Source organism: Rhodobacter sp. TJ_12 (assembly GCF_020023995.1).
Classification (GTDB): Bacteria; Pseudomonadota; Alphaproteobacteria; order Rhodobacterales; family Rhodobacteraceae; genus Rhodobacter.
This window is the reverse complement of sequence record NZ_NRRD01000013.1, coordinates 75546-93571: the sequence shown is the minus strand read 5'-3', so window position 1 is coordinate 93571 and position 18026 is coordinate 75546. Positions and strand designations below refer to the sequence as shown.

Sequence of the window (18026 nt, the reverse complement as noted above, 5' to 3'; positions counted from 1 at the left end):
GGGCGGGGCGGGGCCGTGGGCGGATGATTTGCGCCCAAAGCGGCGATCCGGGCTTTGCCAGCGGACAAGAGCCGGGGCCGGAAGAATAGGCTTGAAAATATAAAAGGACGGGCAGATAGCCGAAGAAACCCGGAAATTGGCAGGACTTGGCCCGCTATGGATGAGATCGACAGAAAGATTTGCACTTTGCTCAGCGACGACGCGCGCCGCTCTATGGCGCAGATCGGCGCGCTGGTGGGGCTGTCGAGTTCGGCGGTCAATGACCGGCTGCGGCGGCTGGGCGAGCGGGGCGTGGTGCGGCGCTATCTGGCCGATCTGGCGCCCGAGATGCTGGGCCTGCCGGTAAGCGGCTTTGTCTGGGTGGCGCTGGCCGAAACGGCCGATGAGGCGGAGTTTCGCCGCTTCATCGCCGCGCGCCCCGAGGTCACCGCCTGCCATCATGTGACGGGGCCGTGGTCCTATCTGGTGCAGGTGCGCGTGGCGTCGCTTGCGGCGGTAGAGGACTTTCTGGCGCTGCTGAAAGACGGCGGCTGGATCGCGCGGTCTGAAACGCAATTGGCGCTATCGACCGTGGTCGCGCCGCCGTTTCGCTTGCGGGGCTAAGATGCTGGTCTTTATGCTGTTTTTGAAAGGCTTGGCGATTGGGCTGGCGATTGCCGCGCCGGTGGGGCCGATGGCGGCGCTGTGCATCCAGCGCACCTTGGCGCGCGGCTTTTGGGCGGGGCTGGCGGGCGGTTTGGGCACGGCCTTGGCGGACCTGAGCTTTGCCACGCTGGCGGCGACGGGCTTTGCCGTGTTCGAGGGGGTGGTGGCGCGGATCGCGCTGCCGCTAGGGCTGATCGGGGGCGGCTTTTTGCTGTATCTGGCCTGGAGCGGCTGGCCGCGCGGCGACAGCCACACGCCCAAAGCGGCAAAGGTCCCCGAAACGCGCGGGCTTTTGCGCACCACCGTGGTCACCTATGGGCTGACGATCACCAACCCGCCGACGATCTTGCTGTTTGCCGGGATCTTTGCCGCGCTGGGGCTGGCGCAGGGCACCGCGCCCGTTGCTTTGGCCGCGCTGGTGATCGGGGTCTTTCTGGGCTCGATGCTGTGGTGGGCGTTTCTGGCCGGGCTGGTTGCGGGGCTGCATCACCGCTTGCCGCCGGCCTTCGGGCTATGGACAGCGCGGGTGTCGAGCGTGACCATGGCGGGTTTTGGGATTTGGGCGCTGGCGACGGCCTTTCGCTAGGCGCCCCCTCAATCCGGGGCGATCAACCCCAAACCGCGCAGATAGACGCCGATCCCGCTTTCCAGCAGTTCTTCGGGCGAATAGGGTGATTGCCCGCCCGGCGCGCCGCGCGCATATAGCTCCACGACACCATGGCTTAGCGCGCGGATATGCGCGGCGACCATAGTTGCGGGGGGGCGGCGGTGTTCGGGGATATGGGCCGAAAGTGCTTGTGTCGCGCGCAGCGCGACCGCCTCGGCCCGCGCCGCGCCCGCAGCCAAATCGGGCGAGCGGTTGGGCGACAGCCCGCTTTCGAACATCGCCATGTAATGGCCGGGAAATTTGCGCGCAAAGGCAAGATAGGCGCGCCCGGTCGCGCCAAAAGCGGCGAGCGCCGAGGGCTGGCCGTTGTTCCAGGCATGTTCCATCAGATCGGCAAAGATCGCATAGCCCTGACGCGCGCATTCCGCGATCAGGTCTTCGCGGCCCGCGAAATGGCGATAGACGGCGGCAGGTGTCACGCCTGCGGCCTTGGCCGCCTCGGACAGCGTAAACCCCTGCGGGCCGCGCGCGGCAATCAATTCAAGCGCCGCCGTTACCAGCGCTTGGCGCAGATTGCCGTGATGATAGCCCTGTTTTGCCATGCCTGCCTGCGCCATTTTAGGGTTTAGCCATCGACATGGTCGATGCCTCCGCAGATCAACGGATCGGGGGTGCCGATGGCCTCCATATCCTTGCCGGGGTAATTAAGCGCCATCAGCACCGTTTGAATGGCGGCGATCCGGGCGCGGTTCTTGTCATCGGAGCGGATCACCGTCCAAGGCGCATAAGCCGTGTCTGACCGGCGCAGGGTCTCGGCAATCGCGCCAGTATAGGCATCCCATTTGCGCAGCCCCTCGACATCGATCCAACTGAGCTTCCATTGTTTGAGCGGGTCGCGTTCACGGTCCAAAAAGCGCTTCAATTGCTCGGCCCGGTCGACAGAGAGCCACAGCTTCACCAGCGTGATCCCCTCATCCACGATCATCTTTTCGAATTCGGGCAATTGCGCAAAGAAATGCGTGCGTTGCTCGGGCGTGCAAAAGCCAAACACATGTTCGACCACGCCCCGGTTATACCAAGACCGGTCAAAAAGCGCGATTTCCCCCGCCGCAGGCAGCCGTTCGACATACCGCTGGAAATACCATTGCGTCGCCTCGCGCTCGGTGGGTTTGGGCAGGGCGACGATATTGGCTTGCCGCGGGTTGAGGTTTTCGCGTAGCCGCTCGATCGTGCCGCCTTTGCCCGCCGCGTCGCGCCCCTCAAACAACACCACAAGCCGCCGCCCGGATTGGCGCAGCCCCCAGCTCATTTTCACAAGCTCAACCTGCAAAGGCGCCATCGCAGCCTTGTAATCCTTTTTCGAAAGCTCTTCCCGATAGGGATAGGTTTTCGACAGGATCTCATCCTTTTTGGCGTCTTCGATGGCTTTGCGGACCGCTTCGGGCGCTTCCTCGCGCAGGAATTGCGTGATCTCGCCCACATGCGGGATCTCGATTTCCTCTGCCGCGCCCTTGTGCTTGCCCATGCGATCCTCCGGGGATGTGAAGTGCCTTCACTATAGTGGCGCATGCCTTGGGGGCAAGCGGGGCAGGGGGGAGCCGCCCAGCCTAGCGCCCGATCTGAGAGATGTCGTAGGGCGTCTCTTGATAGATCGCATTGACCCAGTTGCCGTAAAGCAGATGCGCATGGCTGCGCCAGCGGTTCTTGGGCTTTCGGGTCGGATCGTCGTCGGGGTAATAATTGTTGGGCACGTTGATCGCTTTGCCCGCAGCCACATCGCGGTCGTATTCGTCTTTCAGCGTCGTGCTGTCATATTCGAAATGGTTGAACACATAGAGCGCGCGGTGGCAGGTGTCTTCCACCAGACAGGGCCCGGTGCGGCGCGAAGCAATCAGCGTGGTCAGCCCGGCGGCGTCCAACTCGTCTTGTTTCATCTCGGTCCAGCGGCTTACTGGCACCAGAACCTCGTCCGAGAACCCGCGCAAAAACGGCGAGGTCGGGGCCAGATTGCGTTGCCGGAAGCAGCCAAAGGACTTGGCGGGCAACATGTGTTTTTGCACGCCATGGAAATGATAGGCCATCGCCATGCCGCCCCAGCACACGCCGAAGGTGGAAAAGACATGCGTCTGGGTCCAGTCAAAGACGCGTTGCAATTCGTCCCAATAGGTGACCTCTTCAAAGGGCAGATGTTCGATCGGCGCCCCCGTCACGATCAGCCCGTCGAATTTTTCGCCCGCCGCCTCGACCTCGGCAAAGGGGCGGTAAAAGGTTTCCATATGCTCGGCGGCGGTGTTCTTGGTCTGATGCTCGGTCATCCGGATCAGTTGGAAATCGATCTGGATCGGGGTCGCACCGATCAGCCGGGCAAACTGGTTTTCGGTCTGGATCTTCTTCGGCATCAGGTTCAAGAGCGCGATCCGCAGCGGGCGGATTTCTTGCCAAGCGGCGCGTTCCGGGCTCATCACCATGACGCCTTCCTTCGACAGAATATCGAAAGCGGGAAGATTCTCCGGAAGGGTAATGGGCATTTGAATTCCGTTACTTATGCGGCGGTCTTAAGGCGCCGCTTCAGGCAGGCAAAGCCGAGGCTATCAACGATGTAAGGTCTTTCTCGTCGCGCACAAGTGCGACATCTGCGGCGGCAACCTTCACGCCCCAATTGCGCGCCATGGCGGCATAGCGGGGTTGGCGGTGTTCCAACGCTTGGCGATAGGTCCAGCGGATAAAGTCATCGGGGTTGACCTCCTCTTCCTTCAAGCCCCGTTCGACGCGGTATTTCAGCCAAGCTTTTTCCAGAAATTGCGGCTGATAATACATCGGCTTTGGCGCGCGGTCGAAGCGGCGCACCAATTCATCGGTGTGATCGTCATTGCCCTCGATCCAAACCATCAGCAGGTTCGACGATAGTTCCTTCAAGATCGGGTCTTCGCGGTCTTCGGGATCGACCACCTCGCAGATCGAGCCGCCGCTGTCGCAGACGAAATGCGGCAGGCCATAAATCTCGCGCGAGCGGTGGATGAAATAGGTCGTGTCCATCAGCGCCGATTGCTCGGCCTGACGGTGCTGGTTTTGCCGGCGCATATATTCTTCGAACGGCAGGCCGCCTTTCGAATGGCTGCCGGGTTTGCCCAGATAGGTCGACAGCGGTTTGAGATTGTCGAAAGTGATGTTGGAGGCGATATAGACCGAATCCGTCAGCAGCAATTCCGCCAAGAACGGGTTCTTCATCGCCTCGCGCTTGAAGTTATCGGCGATATATTCGCCCATGTAGCAGGTGCCGATGCGGTAATCGACCGAGTAGTGAAACCACCCCGAGGGGGCAGATCGCAGCATCGAAGACACATGGGTTTTGCCCAGCCCCGACATGCCAAAGAACAGCAGCCGCTTGCGGCTTGCCGCCAACCAATCTGCGCGCGTTTCATAGATCATGCCGGGCCTCGTTTCGCCGTCTCGTGTCGCTGCCTTGGGGCAGGTGTAACGCGCCGCGCCGGGCGCGTCACGCGGTTTTGGGGCGCGCGCGGTTGAGCAGCCACAGCCCGGTGGCCAGCACGGCAAAGCCTGCAAGCTCCCGCAGCCCAAGCCGCTCGCCATAAACCGCCCAGCCCGCGACAATTGCCACCGGCGGGATCAGCAAGGTGACCAGCGACAGGTTGCCCGCGCCCGCCAGCGCCAAAATACGGTAATAAATCAGGTAGGCCACCGCCGAACAGCCAAAGGCCAGCCAGCCGATCCCGGCCCAGACCGGCGCGGCATAGGCGAAACTGGGCACCCCCTCGATCAGCAGCATCGCCGGGATCAGCCAGACCATCGCACCGCTAAGCATACCCGCCGCTGCGACCTCGGGCACCAGCCCCTTGATTGCATAACGCGCATAGGCCCCCGCAAAGCCGTATGACAGCGCCGCGCCCACCACCGCCCATTGCCCGGCGGCGGTCAGGGTCAGCCCGCCAAGCGCTTCTGGCCCGATGGCAAGCACGACGCCGGCAAAGCCAATGCCGACGCCCACGCCGCGCGCGAGCGTCAGCCGTTCATCGGCAAAGACCGCCGCGGCGACCAAAACGCCAAACAGCGCGGTCGAGGCATTCAAGATCGCGGCCAAGGCACTGTCGATATGCTGCTGGCCCCAGACAATCAGCGAAAACGGGATCGCGTTGTTCAAAAGCCCCATCACCAGAAACCGCCCCCAATAGCCGCGATGCGGTGGCAGCGGCAGGCGGCGCGCGGCCACATAAAGCCAAAGCGCCAGCGCGCCGCCGGTGACGCGAAAGCTGACCACGGTCAGAAAGCCCGCGCCTTCAAGCGCGGCGCGGTTGGACAAGAATGAGGTGCCCCAGATCAGCGCGAGCGCGCCCAAGAGCAACCAGACAAAGGGGGTAAGGCGCGTCGTGGTCATGGTGGCGCGACGCTAGACGAGCGGCCCACGCCCCGCCACCCGGAACTTGTGCCAAGGACAATGCCGCAGCCAAAGGCAAAAGGCCCCGCCGGGGCGGGGCCTTGCGCTCATGTCAGATCGGATCAGAAGCTGATGCCGACACGCAGCCCTGCACCCCAGCCCGAGTTGCCGGTGAAATTACCGCTTACCGGCGGGTTGGTGGTCGCATTGCCGATATCGACATAGCGCACCGCGCCGGTGATTTTCACCGCCTCGGTTGCCTGATAGGAGGCCGCCAGCGCGATCGAGCGGAACCCGTCGGTCGGGCCAAGGTTACCCGTCGGCGTGCCAGTGTTCTTTTCATAGCCAAGGATCGCCGCGCCGGACCATTTTTCGTTGAACTTACGGCCCAGACCCAGCGTATAGGTGGTGGTGTTTTCGGTGTAATTCACCAACGACCCCTGACCCAGCGTGACGGCGTAATGGCTTGGCGTGATGTCGAATTGCGACCAGTGCACCCAGCGCACCGAGCCAAACAGCAGCGTGTCTTTGGCAATGCCGGTCTGGAATTCAAGATTGACCGATTCCGGGATCGTCACCGTTTCAAAGGTGTTGAGCACCGCGCCGCCGGTCAGCGCACTCGATTCACTATAGGTGAAATTGTGGTCGATCTTGGAATTGTAGGTCAGCGATACCCGCGCCGCGATTTCGGGTTTTTCCCACGCCACGCCGACCAGATAGCCGTAATCGGTTTCCGTGGTGGAATTCATCGCATAGCCCGCAACCGTGGGCAGGGCCACTCTGCCCGAGGTGCGCAGCGCCCGCAAACCGCCAATGACCGAGACATTTTGCGGCATCTTATAGCGCAGCATCGCCGTCAGCGAGGTGTTGGAGATCGTCGCCGTCGAGCCGGAGATCGGATAAAGGGTGCCTGTCGGGTAATTGACATTGGCGCCCAAGGCATTGTCCAGCACGAAGGCGAAATCCAGCTTTTCGGTGATCGCGTGTTTATAGCCCAGGCTATAAGTGCCGAAATCGCCCGCCATATCGCCCGAGGCCACCAGCCCGCCGGCGACCGACCCGCTTACATCGGGTTGAAAGCCGCCCAGGCTGAACTCGGCATAATTGCCTTCTTCGAACAAGATCCCGACCGATTGGTTGGAGCGTTCGATCCCGCCGGCAGTGGCGGTCGTCGCGCCAAGCGCCAGCGCGCTCGCCGTCATCAGAACTTTTTTCATCTTTGTTTATCCCCAGAGTTTATGGAACTCTCTCCTGCGCCCGAGCCTAGCATGTGGCCGGGGCGAATCAATTCTGCGTCGCTTTAACGTCACGTCGGCGTGAGGCTGCGCCCCGGTTCTGTGGCGCAATGGACACGAAAATCACGTAAACTCAACGGTTTGGTTTAGATTTTATGTTTATCCAGTTGGCGTATAGGATCAGCGCGCCACCCGCGACCAGTGTCAGGGCGACCGCCTCGCCATAGATCAGCGTGCCCACCAGCGCCGAAACCGGCAGCCGCGCGAAGTCGAAGGGCGCCACAACCGAGGCGGGTGCCAGGCTTAGCGCACGGGTCAGGCACAGATGCGCGCCCAAGCCCGCCACGCCGATCAGCGCCAAGGGGGCAAGGCTGTGCAGGGTGGGCAGACGGGTTTGGCCATCCCAAAAGACGCACAGAAGCGCAAAGACCAGCTGCATCAGCGTCAGCCAGAACAGAATTTCGACCAAGGGCGCGCGTTTGGTCAGCCCTTTGGTGGCCAAGGCGGAGCCCGCAAAGCCAAAGGCCGCCGCCAGCGCCAGCAAGGTGCCGATGTTGAACGTGGCCCCGGTCCACGGCTGCGCGACAATCACCACGCCCACAAAACCCAAGCTGGCCGCCCCGATACGCCGCGCCGTTAAAACCTCGCCCAACACGAAAGGCGCGGCCAGCGCTACGATCAGCGGAGAGGAAAATTCCAGCGCAAAGACCTGCGCCAGCGGAATAAGCGGCAGCGCCGCCAACCATAGGTTCTGGCCGATGAAATGGCTCAGGTTGCGCGCGCCATGCAGCGCCAGATTGCGGGCCCGGATTTGGCCCAGCCGCCCGGTGACCGTGGCGCCAAGGATCACCAGAGCAACCCCAATCACAGAGCGCCACAGCATGATTTCGAAAGTGTCGTGATAGGGCGCGGCCGCCCGCCCTGCGACGGCCATGGTGGTAAAGCCCGCAATCGCGCCGCACATCCACAGCGCCACGCGCAAGATCGGCACATGCGCCCCCGGAAGCGGTGGCAGCGGCGGCGCAAGATTGGGGCTGTCGGTCACGGCGGGGCGTCACATCAAAGGGCAGGCGCTTTGTCTGTGCGCCATGGCGGCGGGGCTGTCCAGCGGCTTTTGCGCCCCTGTCTCAGCCCAGACCCAGCGCATGGATCAATTGCCACATGGCCAGCGCGGCCAGCCAAAAGCCGGACAAAAGCACCGCCACCAAAAGCGCGGCCCAAAGCGTGTAGCGCGGCGCGGGCACATCCACCGTCGCGGAGCGGCGCGCGCCTTGGCCTGTCGTGGCGCGGAAGGGGGGGGCTGCACGATTCTTTTTATTTTGCATCGACGTCTCCTTGGCGGCATTAACCCTTGTGATGGTAAAAAGTGTTTTAACATGCCTATGGAGCCGCTCACCCTTTCCCCCTTTACCGGAACCGCTGCCGATTGGGCGGCGGGGTTGGCCGCCTTGTCGCCCGAGGCGGCGCTGCAAAACAGCTTCGCCTATGGCGAGATTGGCGCGGCAGCGGGGCGCGGGCTGCGCCGGTATGAGATTTTTCACGGCCGCGCCTGCATTGGCCGGGCGCAGCTTTTGGGCCGGGCCGGGTTGTGGCTGGCAGCGCGCGGGCCGGTCTTCGCGTCCGATCTGCCGATGGAGGTGCAACGGTTTGCGTTGCGGCGGTTGGCGCGGGGGCTGCGCGGGCTGTTCATCGCCACGCCAGAGGGGCCGGTTTCGGGCTTTGGGCTGGTGCCGCTGATCACTGCGCGCCATCAGGCGCATTGGGCGCTGACCGCGCCCGAGGCGGAATTGCGCGCGCGGATGCATGGCAAATGGCGCAATCGGCTGGTGGCGGCGGAAAAAGCCGGGTTGCGGCTGCGCAGCGAGGCCGAGCATGCGTGGCTGGTGGCCGCCGAGGCCAAGCAGCGCGCCGAACGCGGCTACCGCGCCTTGCCGCCCCGGTTTGTCGCGGCTTGGGAAAGGGCTGAACCGGGGGGCGTTCTGTGCCTGTCGGCCAGCGATGCGCAAGGCGTGCGCGTGGCGGGGGTGATGGCGCTGATCGCGGGGCCGGTCGCCAGCTATCATCTGGGGTGGAGCGATCCGCGCGGGCGCGACAGCGGCGCGCATAACCTGCTTTTGTGGCAAATGGCCTTGCGGCTGAAAAAGCGCGGCGTGCACCTGTTCGATCTGGGGGATGTCAATTCCGAGGCCGGGGCGGGGCTGATGCGGTTCAAGATGGGCACCGGCGCTGTGCTGCACAAGCTGGGCGCGACCTGCCTTGTCTTGCCGGGCTAAGGGGTTTAGCTGCCCTCGGCAGGGGTGCCCAGACCGGCGATGGCAAGCCCCAGCAGGCACAACCCCCAATATCCGGCGCGGCGCGCGCCCGTGCTGTGCCGCGCGGCCAGCGCCGATTGCGCGGCATAATAGGCGGCAAAGGCGCGCGAGGCATAGGCGATGATCGCGTAAAGATCCGCGCTCCATGTCAGGGCGATGCCGGCCACCACCAGCACCAGATAGGCTTGGCGCGGCGCGAGCCATCCTTGGCTTAGCTCACCCGTCAGCCCGCCCGCGCCCGAAGTGTCGGCCACCGCCGCCGACAATTGCGCCGCCAGTGCGGCGGCCACCAGCATTGCGGGCAGGATCGGGGAGACCACGCGCATCATGTCGATGATCGCGGTTTCGCCCAAAGCATCGGGGTTGGGCGCGAACAGATAGGACAGCAGCCCGATATAGGCGAGATAGATCAGCGTCGACAGAATCTGTGCCCAGCGCATCGCCGCGATCCGGGTTGGCGCCTCATAGCTTTTGGACAAATAGCGCGCGGTTTCAAACCCCTGCACCGTGACAATCAGGCCAAAGCCCAGCCGCAGCCCGTCCCAAAGTCCGGTGCTTGCCGGGGCAAGGATCAGCGCGCCCGCTTCGGCCTGCCGGGTGAAATAGGCGGCCAGCCCCAAAAGCAACCCGCCGATGATCGCCAGTTTAAGCGCGACAGAGGCATATTCCATCCGCTCCAGCGCCTTGAAGCCCCCCGCAAAGCCCGCGACCCCGATCAGCGCCAGCATCGCCGTGGTGACGAGATTGCCCGCCAAAGGCCCATGCCATGGCGTCAGCGCCACGGCAAAGGCCCCAAACAGGTTCAGGTAATAGGCCACCGAAATCACATAGGCAAAGGCCAGCGTCGCCTGCGCCACGGCTTGCAAGCGCACCACCGCAGGCGTGCGGGGCCGGGATTCAGCGGCAATATTGGTGCGCACCGCCGCGCCAAAGGTCCACGCCAGCCCACATAGCGCCGCCATCACCAAAGGCGCCAGCATCCCGAACCGGGTCTGCAAAATCGGCCCCAAGACCAAAAAGCCTGACCCGATGATCGAGGCCAGCGGCGTGATCATCGCGCGCCAACGCGCCCGGTTGCGCAGGCCCGGCAGGAACATCGCCCCAAGGATCAGGGCCGCAAGGCAGGCAATGGAAATGTCAAGAAACATGCAAGGCGTCCGGGCCGGGGGCTCCGATCACGCTAGCATGGGGCGGGGGCGGTCAAAAGGGGCGCGAAGGACGCGGCCCCCATGGTTTGGGCAGCTTATTCGGCCACCTTCATTTCAAAGCCCTTGCCGATCTGGTCAGAGGGCGCGACCGGATATTCGCCCGAGAAACAGGCATCGCAATATTGCGGGCAGCTATCATTGCGGCCCGCCGTTTCGCCTGCGGCGCGGTAAAGCCCATTGAGCGAGATGAACTTGAGCGAGGTGACCCCGATCCAATCGCGCATCTCTTCTTCGGTCATCTTCGCGGCCAGAAGCTTTTCGCGGTCGGGCGTATCGACACCATAGAAGCACGGCCAAGCGGTCGGCGGGGAGGCGATACGGAAATGCACCTCGGCCGCGCCCGCATCCAAGATCATTTCCTTGATCTTGCGCGAGGTGGTGCCGCGCACGACCGAGTCATCGACCAAGATCACGCGTTTGCCCTTCACGAGCGACTTGTTCACATTGAGCTTGAGCCGCACACCCATGTTGCGGATGTGCTCGGTCGGTTCAATGAAGGTGCGGCCCATATATTGGTTGCGGGTGATGCCCAGTGCGAAAGGAATGCCCGATTCCTGACTATAGCCGATTGCCGCCGGGGTGCCGCTGTCGGGTACCGGGCACACAAGATCGGCATCCACTGGCGCTTCGCGCGCAAGTTCCACGCCGATCTGATGGCGCGTCTCATAGACCGAGCGGCCCCCGATCTGGCTGTCGGGGCGCGAGAAATAGACATGTTCAAAGATGCAAAAGCGCGGCTTGGCATCATGGAAGGGGCGGGTGCTTTCGATCACGCCATCTTGGATGATCACCATTTCACCGGGCGCAACCTCGCGCACGAATTCGGCGCCAATGATGTCCAGCGCACAGGTTTCCGACGACAGCACATAGCCATTGTCGCCGATCCGGCCCAGAACCAGCGGGCGCACGCCCAAGGGATCGCGCACGCCAATCAGCTTGGTGCGGGTCATGGCGATGACGGAAAACGCGCCTTCGACCCGGCGCAACGCATCGGCGATGCGGTCGGCATGGGTTTTTTGGAACGAGCGCGCCATCAGGTGAATGATGCATTCGCTGTCCGAGCCGGATTGGAAGATCGCACCATGTTCGATCAATTCGCGGCGCAGGGATTCGGCATTCGTCAGGTTGCCGTTATGCGCAATCGCGCAGCCGCCCATCGAAAATTCACCGAAGAAGGGCTGAATATCGCGGATCACCGCCGCTTTGGAGCCCGCCGTGGAATAGCGCACATGGCCGATGGCCAGCGGGCCGGGCAATTGCTCCATCAGGCTGGCTTTGGTGAAATTATCGCGCACATAGCCAAAGCGGTGCGCCGAGTTGAAGCCTTTGGCCGGGTCATGGGCAACGATGCCGCCCGCTTCTTGACCTCGGTGTTGCAGCGCGTGCAGGCCAAGCGCGACGAAGTTGGCGGCATCGGACATGCCAATCGCGCCAAAGACGCCGCATTCCTCCTTCAACTTGTCGTCGTCGAACGGATGCGACAGGAAGGTTTTTTCGGCAGCTGTCATGGGAGGGGCTCCAGATCCGGCGGGCTTGGCGGCGCTATAATGCGAAACGGGAGGGCTGTTAAGCCCTCCCGCTCGGAAATCGTCATCTCTGCGTCACGTTTTCGCGCTTGGCGCTCAATTCGCGGTCGCAGCGGGGGCGGCACATTTCGACACAAGGTCTTCATACCGCGCCACGATCCAGCCCGGCGCATCCTCGGGCATGCTTTCATCCATTTGGCCCGAAAGCTTCATGAACACCTTGGCCGAGCGCGAATTATCGACCAGCGGGATCGCCTCGGCGCTGACCAGCCGATCATAGACGACAAATGCCACGCCCACGAGGATCACGCCCCGCAAGACACCAAACAGGAACCCCAGCCCCTGATCGATGCCACCAAGCGCCGAACGCTGCACCGCCGAGGCAAACAGCGGCGTCAGGATTGAAAAGACCACCAGCGCAAAGGCAAAGACCGCCGCAAAGCCGCCGATCGTTGCCAGTTCACAGCTATCGGCCAGGAATTTGTTCAGCACCGGAAGCTGGGCAATCAGCGGGCGCGCGGCATCGGCAAACGTATAGGCCACCACGGCCGCCGCGATCCAGCCGACAATCGCCAGCCCCTCGCGCACGAAGCCACGGCTGTAGGCAAGGATCGCCGACAAGATGATGGTGACCGCCACGATGGCGTCAATGATGGTGAACCCTTCCATGGTCGTGCTGCCCCTGCTTTGTGCCTTTTGGCGCTAGCCTGCGCCGAACATGTCCCCAACGAATGTCACGAGATCGGGCAATTTGCGTGCCGCCATTCCCGCGCCGCCCTCGACCTTGGTGCCGACGGGCAGGATCGCTTGTGAGAAACCAAGTTTCTGGGCTTCTTTCAACCTGTTTTCGGCCTGACCGACCGGGCGCAGCGCCGCAGATAGAGAGATTTCTCCGAAAATGACCATATCTGCGGGCAAGGCCGTGTCTTCGCGTGCACTCAATAAAGCGGCGGCCAAGGCCAGATCGGCGGCGGGTTCAAGCACCTTGAGCCCGCCTGCCACGTTCAAAAACACATCCAACCCGGCAAAGGGAATGCCGCAGCGGCTTTCCAGCACCGCCAAGATGGTGGACACCCGCCCCGAGTCGAGCCCCACCACCGTGCGCCGCGGCGAGGCCAGCGACGAAGGTGCGACCAGCGCCTGAATCTCGGTCAGCACAGGGCGCGTGCCCTCGATCCCCGCAAAAACGGCAGAGCCGGGGGCGGGTTGGCCGCGTTCGCTCAGAAACAGTGCCGAGGGGTTGGCCACTTCGGCCAAGCCGCCGCCGGTCATTTCAAAAACGCCAATTTCGCTGGCCGGTCCGAAGCGGTTTTTGACCGCGCGCAGGATGCGGAACTGGTGCCCCCGCTCGCCTTCGAAATAAAGCACGGTGTCGACCATATGTTCGACCACGCGGGGGCCGGCGATCTGGCCCTCTTTCGTGACATGACCGACAATCACCACCGAGACGCCGCGCGATTTGGCAAAGGTCACCAATTCATGCGCGGCGGCGCGCACTTGGCTGACCGAACCGGGCGCGGCCTCGACCATATCGGCCCACATCGTCTGGATGGAATCGATCACCACCAGATCGGGGCGCTCGGCCTCCAAAGTGGTCAGAATATCGCGCAGGTTCGTTTCGGCCCCCAGATGCACCGGCGCATCGGCCAGCCCCAGACGGGCGGCGCGCATCCGCACTTGGGCCGCGGCTTCCTCGCCCGAAATATACAGGCATTTTAGCCCCTTGCGGGCAAAAGCGGCGACGGCTTGCAACAGAAGCGTCGATTTGCCGATGCCGGGATCGCCGCCCACCAAAATCGCCGAGGCGGGCACAAGACCCCCGCCCAGCACCCGGTCGAATTCGTCCATCCCCGACAGCGTGCGTGGCGGCGGCGCCTCTTCGGTGGCAAGCGTCGTCAGATCGATGCGCTTGCCCTTGGCGCCGCCCAAGCTTTTGCTGGCGGGGCCGGAGCTTGACAGCGGCGTTTCCTCGACAATCGAATTCCACGCGCCGCAAGCGTCGCAGCGCCCCGACCATTTGCGATGCACGGCACCGCATTCGGTGCAGGTGAAGGAAGCGGATGTCTTGGCCATGCGCCCTTGTGGCAGAGCCGCACGCGCGCGGCAAGGCCGCCGCTAGCGCCGCCGCCCCAGATGCGACAGCGCCAGCGAAGCCAGCACGCAGAAGGTGAAGAGATAAAGCCCCCAGCCGGTTTCCAGCCGCCCGATGCCGGTGCCCTTGGCCAGCACGATGTAAAGCGCGACCAGAAAGATATCGGCCATCGCCAGCCGCCCCAAAAACCGCAGCGCGGGCAAAAGGCGCGGCGAGGCCAAGCGAAACTGCACCAGGGCCAGCCCCACCACCTTGGCCATCGGCGCGACCAGCGCAAAGAAGGTCACGACAAGCGCCAAAAACACATCCTTGCCCCAAAGCACCGACAGCCCGGAAAGCACCGAGATTTCTTCAAGCTCGAAAAACGGCAAAAGCCCCGCGCGCAAAAGCGGCGCGACCCAAGCCACGGGGAACAAAACCAAAAGGGCAAGATTGGCGTATTTCAGCATTATTTCTGCGATTTCGGCAGCGACACGACATTGTCCGGCGCCGATGCATCTTCCAACTCATAGCCAAGGCCGGGCAGAACCGCTTTGAGATCGCGCTCCAAAAGTTTGAATTCTTCGGATAATTTGCGCTCTTCGGCTTCCACATCGGTCAGCCATCCGCGCAATTCATCACAGGTGGCCCGGGCGATTTTCAACCGTTCGCTGGCGGTGTCCACCTCGTGCTGGCGCGCGCGCAGAAAATCGCGTGCCCGCGCCACCTTGGCATCGGAATAGATTTGCGCCAAGTCGCGGCTTTGCAGGCTCATTTGCGCGGCCAGTTGCAAAAGCTCGGGCTCCAGATGGCCCAGATCGGGGTGCTGGCGCAGCCAGTCCATCCGTTCGCGCATCGCGTCAAATTCGCCCGACAGCGCAAAGGCGCCCTTGCGGTCGGCGTCATGGACCGCGCGATAGGCGGCGGTCACATCTTCGGTGCCGATGCGGAAATTGCGGTGGCTGCGTTCCAGCGCCAAAACGCGGCGTTGACCGGGCAGATAAAGCACAAGTGCGATGCCCAGCAGCGCCAGCCCCGCCTCCAGCCAGATGCCGGCATGGGGCAGGGGGGTATCGCCAAAGCGCAGATCCACCACAAGCCACGGCGCGATCCCCAAGGCCGAGGCCAAGAACAACAGCAGCGCCGCACAGGAGAAGACGAAGACCGTGCCCGACAGCAGGTTTTGCACCATTTCATGCAGCCGCGCTTGCGCCGCGCGGCCTGCGGTCAGATCAGACATGGCCCAGCCCCCCAGTCAGGCAAAAGAAACAGGCGAAGAAAATTTGCCCCCAACCAGAGTAGTCTCGGGCAGAATCGTGGTGAAAACAATGTCTTTAGCCGCGCCATTGTTGGCGTTTTGGAAACGCGTCGTTCACCGTATCGCGGCAATCGGCCCTTCGGCGCGGCCATGGATGAACTGGCTTACATAGGGGTCGTCGGTCCTGTCCATATCCGCAATTGGGCCGTGCCAGCGGATTTTGCCGTCATGCAGCATCGCCACATGATCAGCGATGGCCCGCACCGAGGACATGTCATGGGTGATGGTGATCGCGGTTGCGCCCATCTCGCGCACCACGGAATTGATCAGATCGTTGATCACGCCCGCCATGATCGGGTCCAGCCCGGTGGTGGGTTCGTCAAAAAAGATCACCGTCGGATCGGTGGCAATGGCGCGGGCAAGACCGACGCGCTTTTGCATGCCGCCCGAAAGCTCGGCCGGGAACAGATCCGCCACCTCGGGGCCAAGCCCGACACGAGCCAGCTTTTCGATTGCCACCTTGCGCGCCGCGTCTTTGGGGCGGCGGTCGGGACCGCGCAACAGCCGAAAGGCCACATTTTGCCAAACGGTGAGGCTGTCAAACAAAGCGGCGCCTTGAAACAGCATGCCAAAGCGCGACAGGAACGCTTCGCGCGTTTGATCGACCGGCGCGCCATTCACCGCAATCGTGCCCGCATCGGGGCGCACCAGCCCCAGGATACATTTGAGCAAAACCGATTTGCCCGTGCCAGATCCGCCGATCACCACCAAGCTTTCGCCGCGCTGCAAATGCAGATCAACGCCGCGCAGCACATGCTTGCTGCCAAAGGATTTTTTCAGCCCCTCAATCTCGATCATGCGGAGAAGAACACCTCTGTCAGCAGATAGTTGGCGGCCAAGATCAAGACCGAGGCGGCGACCACGGCGGATTTGGTGGCGCGCCCCACGCCCTGCGCGCCGCGCCCTGAATTCATGCCGTAATAACAGCCCATCAGCGCCACGATGAAGCCAAAGGCCGCGCCTTTCACAAGGCCCGAGCCCACGTCCCAAATTTCCAGATATTCCCAAGTGTTGCGCAGATAGGTGGCCGAGTTGAAGCCCAGCCGCCCGGTGCCAACCAGCCAGCCGCCCATCACCCCGATCACATCGCCCACGGCCACCAAGATCGGCACCGAAAGCGTGGCGGCCAGCACGCGCGGCACGGCCAGATATTTCAGCGGATTGGTCGAGAGCGTAACCAAAGCGTCGATCTGTTCGGTCACTTTCATCGTGCCGATTTCAGCGGCGATAGAGCTGGCCACCCGCGCCGCGACCATCAACCCGCCCAGCACCGGGCCCAATTCGCGCACCATGCCGATCGCTACAATCGAGGGCACCACGGATTCCGCCGAAAACCGCGCCCCGCCCGCATAGATTTGCAAAGCCAACGCCGCGCCGGTGAAGAGCGCGGTCAGCCCCACCACCGGCAGCGACAGCCAGCCGATCTGCATCAGCGCCACAAAGAATTCGCGCCGGTAAAACGGCGGGCGGAGCAAATGCCCCAGCACCGCGCCGGTGTAAAGCGCGACACGCCCGGTGCCCGCAAGCCCGCCCAAAGTGCCACGCCCCAGCGCGGCAAGGGCGGCAGCGATCACGCCGGCCCCCCGGTGTAGTGGCGGCTGTAGCGCGGGCCGAGCGAGGTGAGAATTTCATAGCCGATCGTGCCGGCGATGTCGGCCAGCACATCGATGCCCTGATGCGGGCAAATCAGATCAAGGCTTTTGGGCACCTCGGTCAGATGGGTGACATCGGCGGTGATCAGATCCATCGAGACGCGGCCCCGCATCGGGCAGTGGGTCGCGCCATGATACAGCATCGCGGCATTCGACAGATGCCGGGTCACGCCATCGGCATAGCCCGCCGCCACAGTGGCGATGCGGCACTCCTGTTCTGCGGTCCAGGTGTTGCCATAGCCCACGGTTTCACCCGCCGCGACATCGCGGATCTGGATCACCGGCAGCGACAGGGTGACGACCGGCGCCGCCTTGGTGAAGGGCGCGCCGCCATACATGCCGATACCGGGGCGGGTGACGTCGAAATGATAATCGGGGCCCAGCAAGATGCCGCCCGTGGCCGAAAGCGAGCGCGGCACCGCGATCCCGTCTGTCATCGCGCGGAAGGCGGCCAGTTGTTGCGCATTCATCGGGTGATCGGGCTCATCCGAGCAGGCCAAATGGCTCATGATCAGTTTCGGGTTTGCGCCCAAAAGCATCGGCGCGACGGCCTGCCATTCGGCGGCCTCCATGCCGAGCCGGTTCATGCCGGTGTCAAGCTGCACACCAAAGGGCGCACCGGGCAGCGCCTCCAGATGGCGGGTGACCTGTTCGACCGAATTGAGCATCGGGATCAGGCCCAGATCGCCGATCATCTCGGTGTCGCCCGCCATATGGCCGGAAAAGACAAAGATTTCGGGGCCTTCGCCCAAGGCTTGGCGGATCGCCGCGCCTTCCTCGGCGACGGCGACGAAGAACTTGCGGCAGCCTGCGCGGGCCAAAAGTCGCGCGACCTGCGCGCCGCCAAGGCCATAGCTGTCAGCCTTTACCACCGCGCCGGATTCGGTCGCGGAAGTGGTCATTGCGTCAAGCGCGCGCCAATTGGCGCGCACGGCGTCGAGGTCGATACGGAGCGATGCAGTAGCCATGCGGTTTTCTGTGGCGCGCGGGCCGCAACGTCAAGCGCAAACATCCGTGATCGGGGCCTTTGGGTGGATCGGGCAGGTGGCGCTGCCCGGT

The 18026-nt window shown here is 63.3% G+C and carries 20 protein-coding genes; 3 read left to right on the top strand and 17 right to left on the bottom strand.

What is annotated here, in order from left to right; genetic code table 11:
* Window positions 1-156: 156 nt before the first annotated feature.
* Both CKO11_RS10940 and CKO11_RS10935 read left to right on the top strand, forming a co-directional pair.
* Complete coding sequence (locus CKO11_RS10940; RefSeq protein WP_223638227.1) at window positions 157-603, top strand: Lrp/AsnC family transcriptional regulator; 447 nt, start codon at window positions 157-159, stop codon at window positions 601-603.
* Window position 604: 1 nt separating this feature from the next.
* Window positions 605-1231, top strand: coding sequence for a LysE family translocator (locus CKO11_RS10935; RefSeq protein WP_223638224.1), 627 nt, complete (start codon window positions 605-607; stop codon window positions 1229-1231).
* Between the two features lie 8 nt (window positions 1232-1239).
* On the opposite strand, the gene CKO11_RS10930 is transcribed toward CKO11_RS10935, so the two are convergent.
* The 8 genes from CKO11_RS10930 to CKO11_RS10895 all read right to left on the bottom strand — a co-directional run bounded on the left by CKO11_RS10930 (window position 1240) and on the right by CKO11_RS10895 (window position 8205).
* Window positions 1240-1854 carry a TetR/AcrR family transcriptional regulator gene (locus CKO11_RS10930; protein WP_223638210.1) on the bottom strand — a complete coding sequence of 205 codons (615 nt, stop codon included), beginning with the start codon at window positions 1852-1854 and terminating at the stop codon, window positions 1240-1242.
* 23 nt (window positions 1855-1877) lie between these two features.
* Complete coding sequence (ppk2, locus tag CKO11_RS10925) at window positions 1878-2747, bottom strand: polyphosphate kinase 2 (protein WP_223638254.1); 870 nt, start codon at window positions 2745-2747, stop codon at window positions 1878-1880.
* 112 nt (window positions 2748-2859) lie between these two features.
* Entirely contained in the window at window positions 2860-3780 is a 921-nt protein-coding gene (locus CKO11_RS10920; protein ID WP_223638208.1) for a homoserine O-succinyltransferase, read from the bottom strand.
* A 40-nt stretch (window positions 3781-3820) separates the two neighbouring features.
* Window positions 3821-4681: an ATPase gene (locus tag CKO11_RS10915; protein WP_223638206.1), complete on the bottom strand. Its 861-nt coding sequence runs from the start codon at window positions 4679-4681 to the stop codon at window positions 3821-3823.
* A gap of 67 nt (window positions 4682-4748) precedes the next feature.
* Window positions 4749-5645: a DMT family transporter gene (locus tag CKO11_RS10910; protein ID WP_223638204.1), complete on the bottom strand. Its 897-nt coding sequence runs from the start codon at window positions 5643-5645 to the stop codon at window positions 4749-4751.
* Between the two features lie 122 nt (window positions 5646-5767).
* Window positions 5768-6862, bottom strand: coding sequence for an outer membrane protein transport protein (locus tag CKO11_RS10905; protein ID WP_223638202.1), 1095 nt, complete (start codon window positions 6860-6862; stop codon window positions 5768-5770).
* Window positions 6863-7013: 151 nt separating this feature from the next.
* The gene (locus CKO11_RS10900; RefSeq protein ID WP_223638251.1) at window positions 7014-7844 is read right to left on the bottom strand and encodes a DMT family transporter; all 831 of its coding nucleotides are present in this window, start codon (window positions 7842-7844) and stop codon (window positions 7014-7016) included.
* Between the two features lie 163 nt (window positions 7845-8007).
* Window positions 8008-8205, bottom strand: coding sequence for a hypothetical protein (locus CKO11_RS10895; RefSeq protein ID WP_223638197.1), 198 nt, complete (start codon window positions 8203-8205; stop codon window positions 8008-8010).
* Between the two features lie 57 nt (window positions 8206-8262).
* Here CKO11_RS10895 and CKO11_RS10890 point away from each other — a divergent pair, with 57 nt between their 5' ends.
* Window positions 8263-9153, top strand: a complete 891-nt coding sequence (locus CKO11_RS10890; protein WP_223638194.1) for a GNAT family N-acetyltransferase — start codon at window positions 8263-8265, stop codon at window positions 9151-9153.
* A gap of 5 nt (window positions 9154-9158) precedes the next feature.
* On the opposite strand, the gene CKO11_RS10885 is transcribed toward CKO11_RS10890, so the two are convergent.
* The 9 genes from CKO11_RS10885 to alr form a co-directional block, all read right to left on the bottom strand.
* Window positions 9159-10340, bottom strand: coding sequence for a hypothetical protein (locus CKO11_RS10885; protein ID WP_223638191.1), 1182 nt, complete (start codon window positions 10338-10340; stop codon window positions 9159-9161).
* Between the two features lie 95 nt (window positions 10341-10435).
* Complete coding sequence (gene purF, locus CKO11_RS10880; protein WP_223638188.1) at window positions 10436-11908, bottom strand: amidophosphoribosyltransferase; 1473 nt, start codon at window positions 11906-11908, stop codon at window positions 10436-10438.
* 114 nt (window positions 11909-12022) lie between these two features.
* The gene (locus tag CKO11_RS10875; protein WP_223638185.1) at window positions 12023-12595 is read right to left on the bottom strand and encodes a CvpA family protein; all 573 of its coding nucleotides are present in this window, start codon (window positions 12593-12595) and stop codon (window positions 12023-12025) included.
* A gap of 33 nt (window positions 12596-12628) precedes the next feature.
* Window positions 12629-13999, bottom strand: coding sequence for a DNA repair protein RadA (radA, locus tag CKO11_RS10870; protein WP_223638182.1), 1371 nt, complete (start codon window positions 13997-13999; stop codon window positions 12629-12631).
* A 42-nt stretch (window positions 14000-14041) separates the two neighbouring features.
* Window positions 14042-14467, bottom strand: a complete 426-nt coding sequence (locus CKO11_RS10865) for a paraquat-inducible protein A (RefSeq protein ID WP_223638179.1) — start codon at window positions 14465-14467, stop codon at window positions 14042-14044.
* Window positions 14467-15237: a DNA repair protein gene (locus tag CKO11_RS10860; RefSeq protein WP_223638176.1), complete on the bottom strand. Its 771-nt coding sequence runs from the start codon at window positions 15235-15237 to the stop codon at window positions 14467-14469. The genes CKO11_RS10865 and CKO11_RS10860 overlap by 1 nt, the downstream gene beginning before the upstream one ends.
* A 132-nt stretch (window positions 15238-15369) precedes the next feature.
* Window positions 15370-16113, bottom strand: coding sequence for an ABC transporter ATP-binding protein (locus CKO11_RS10855; RefSeq protein WP_223638173.1), 744 nt, complete (start codon window positions 16111-16113; stop codon window positions 15370-15372).
* Window positions 16110-16886, bottom strand: coding sequence for an MlaE family ABC transporter permease (locus tag CKO11_RS10850; protein ID WP_223638249.1), 777 nt, complete (start codon window positions 16884-16886; stop codon window positions 16110-16112). The genes CKO11_RS10855 and CKO11_RS10850 overlap by 4 nt, the downstream gene beginning before the upstream one ends.
* Complete coding sequence (gene alr, locus CKO11_RS10845; protein ID WP_223638170.1) at window positions 16886-17935, bottom strand: alanine racemase; 1050 nt, start codon at window positions 17933-17935, stop codon at window positions 16886-16888. Before alr ends, CKO11_RS10850 begins: the two co-directional genes overlap by 1 nt.
* Between the last annotated feature and the right edge of the window lie 91 nt (window positions 17936-18026).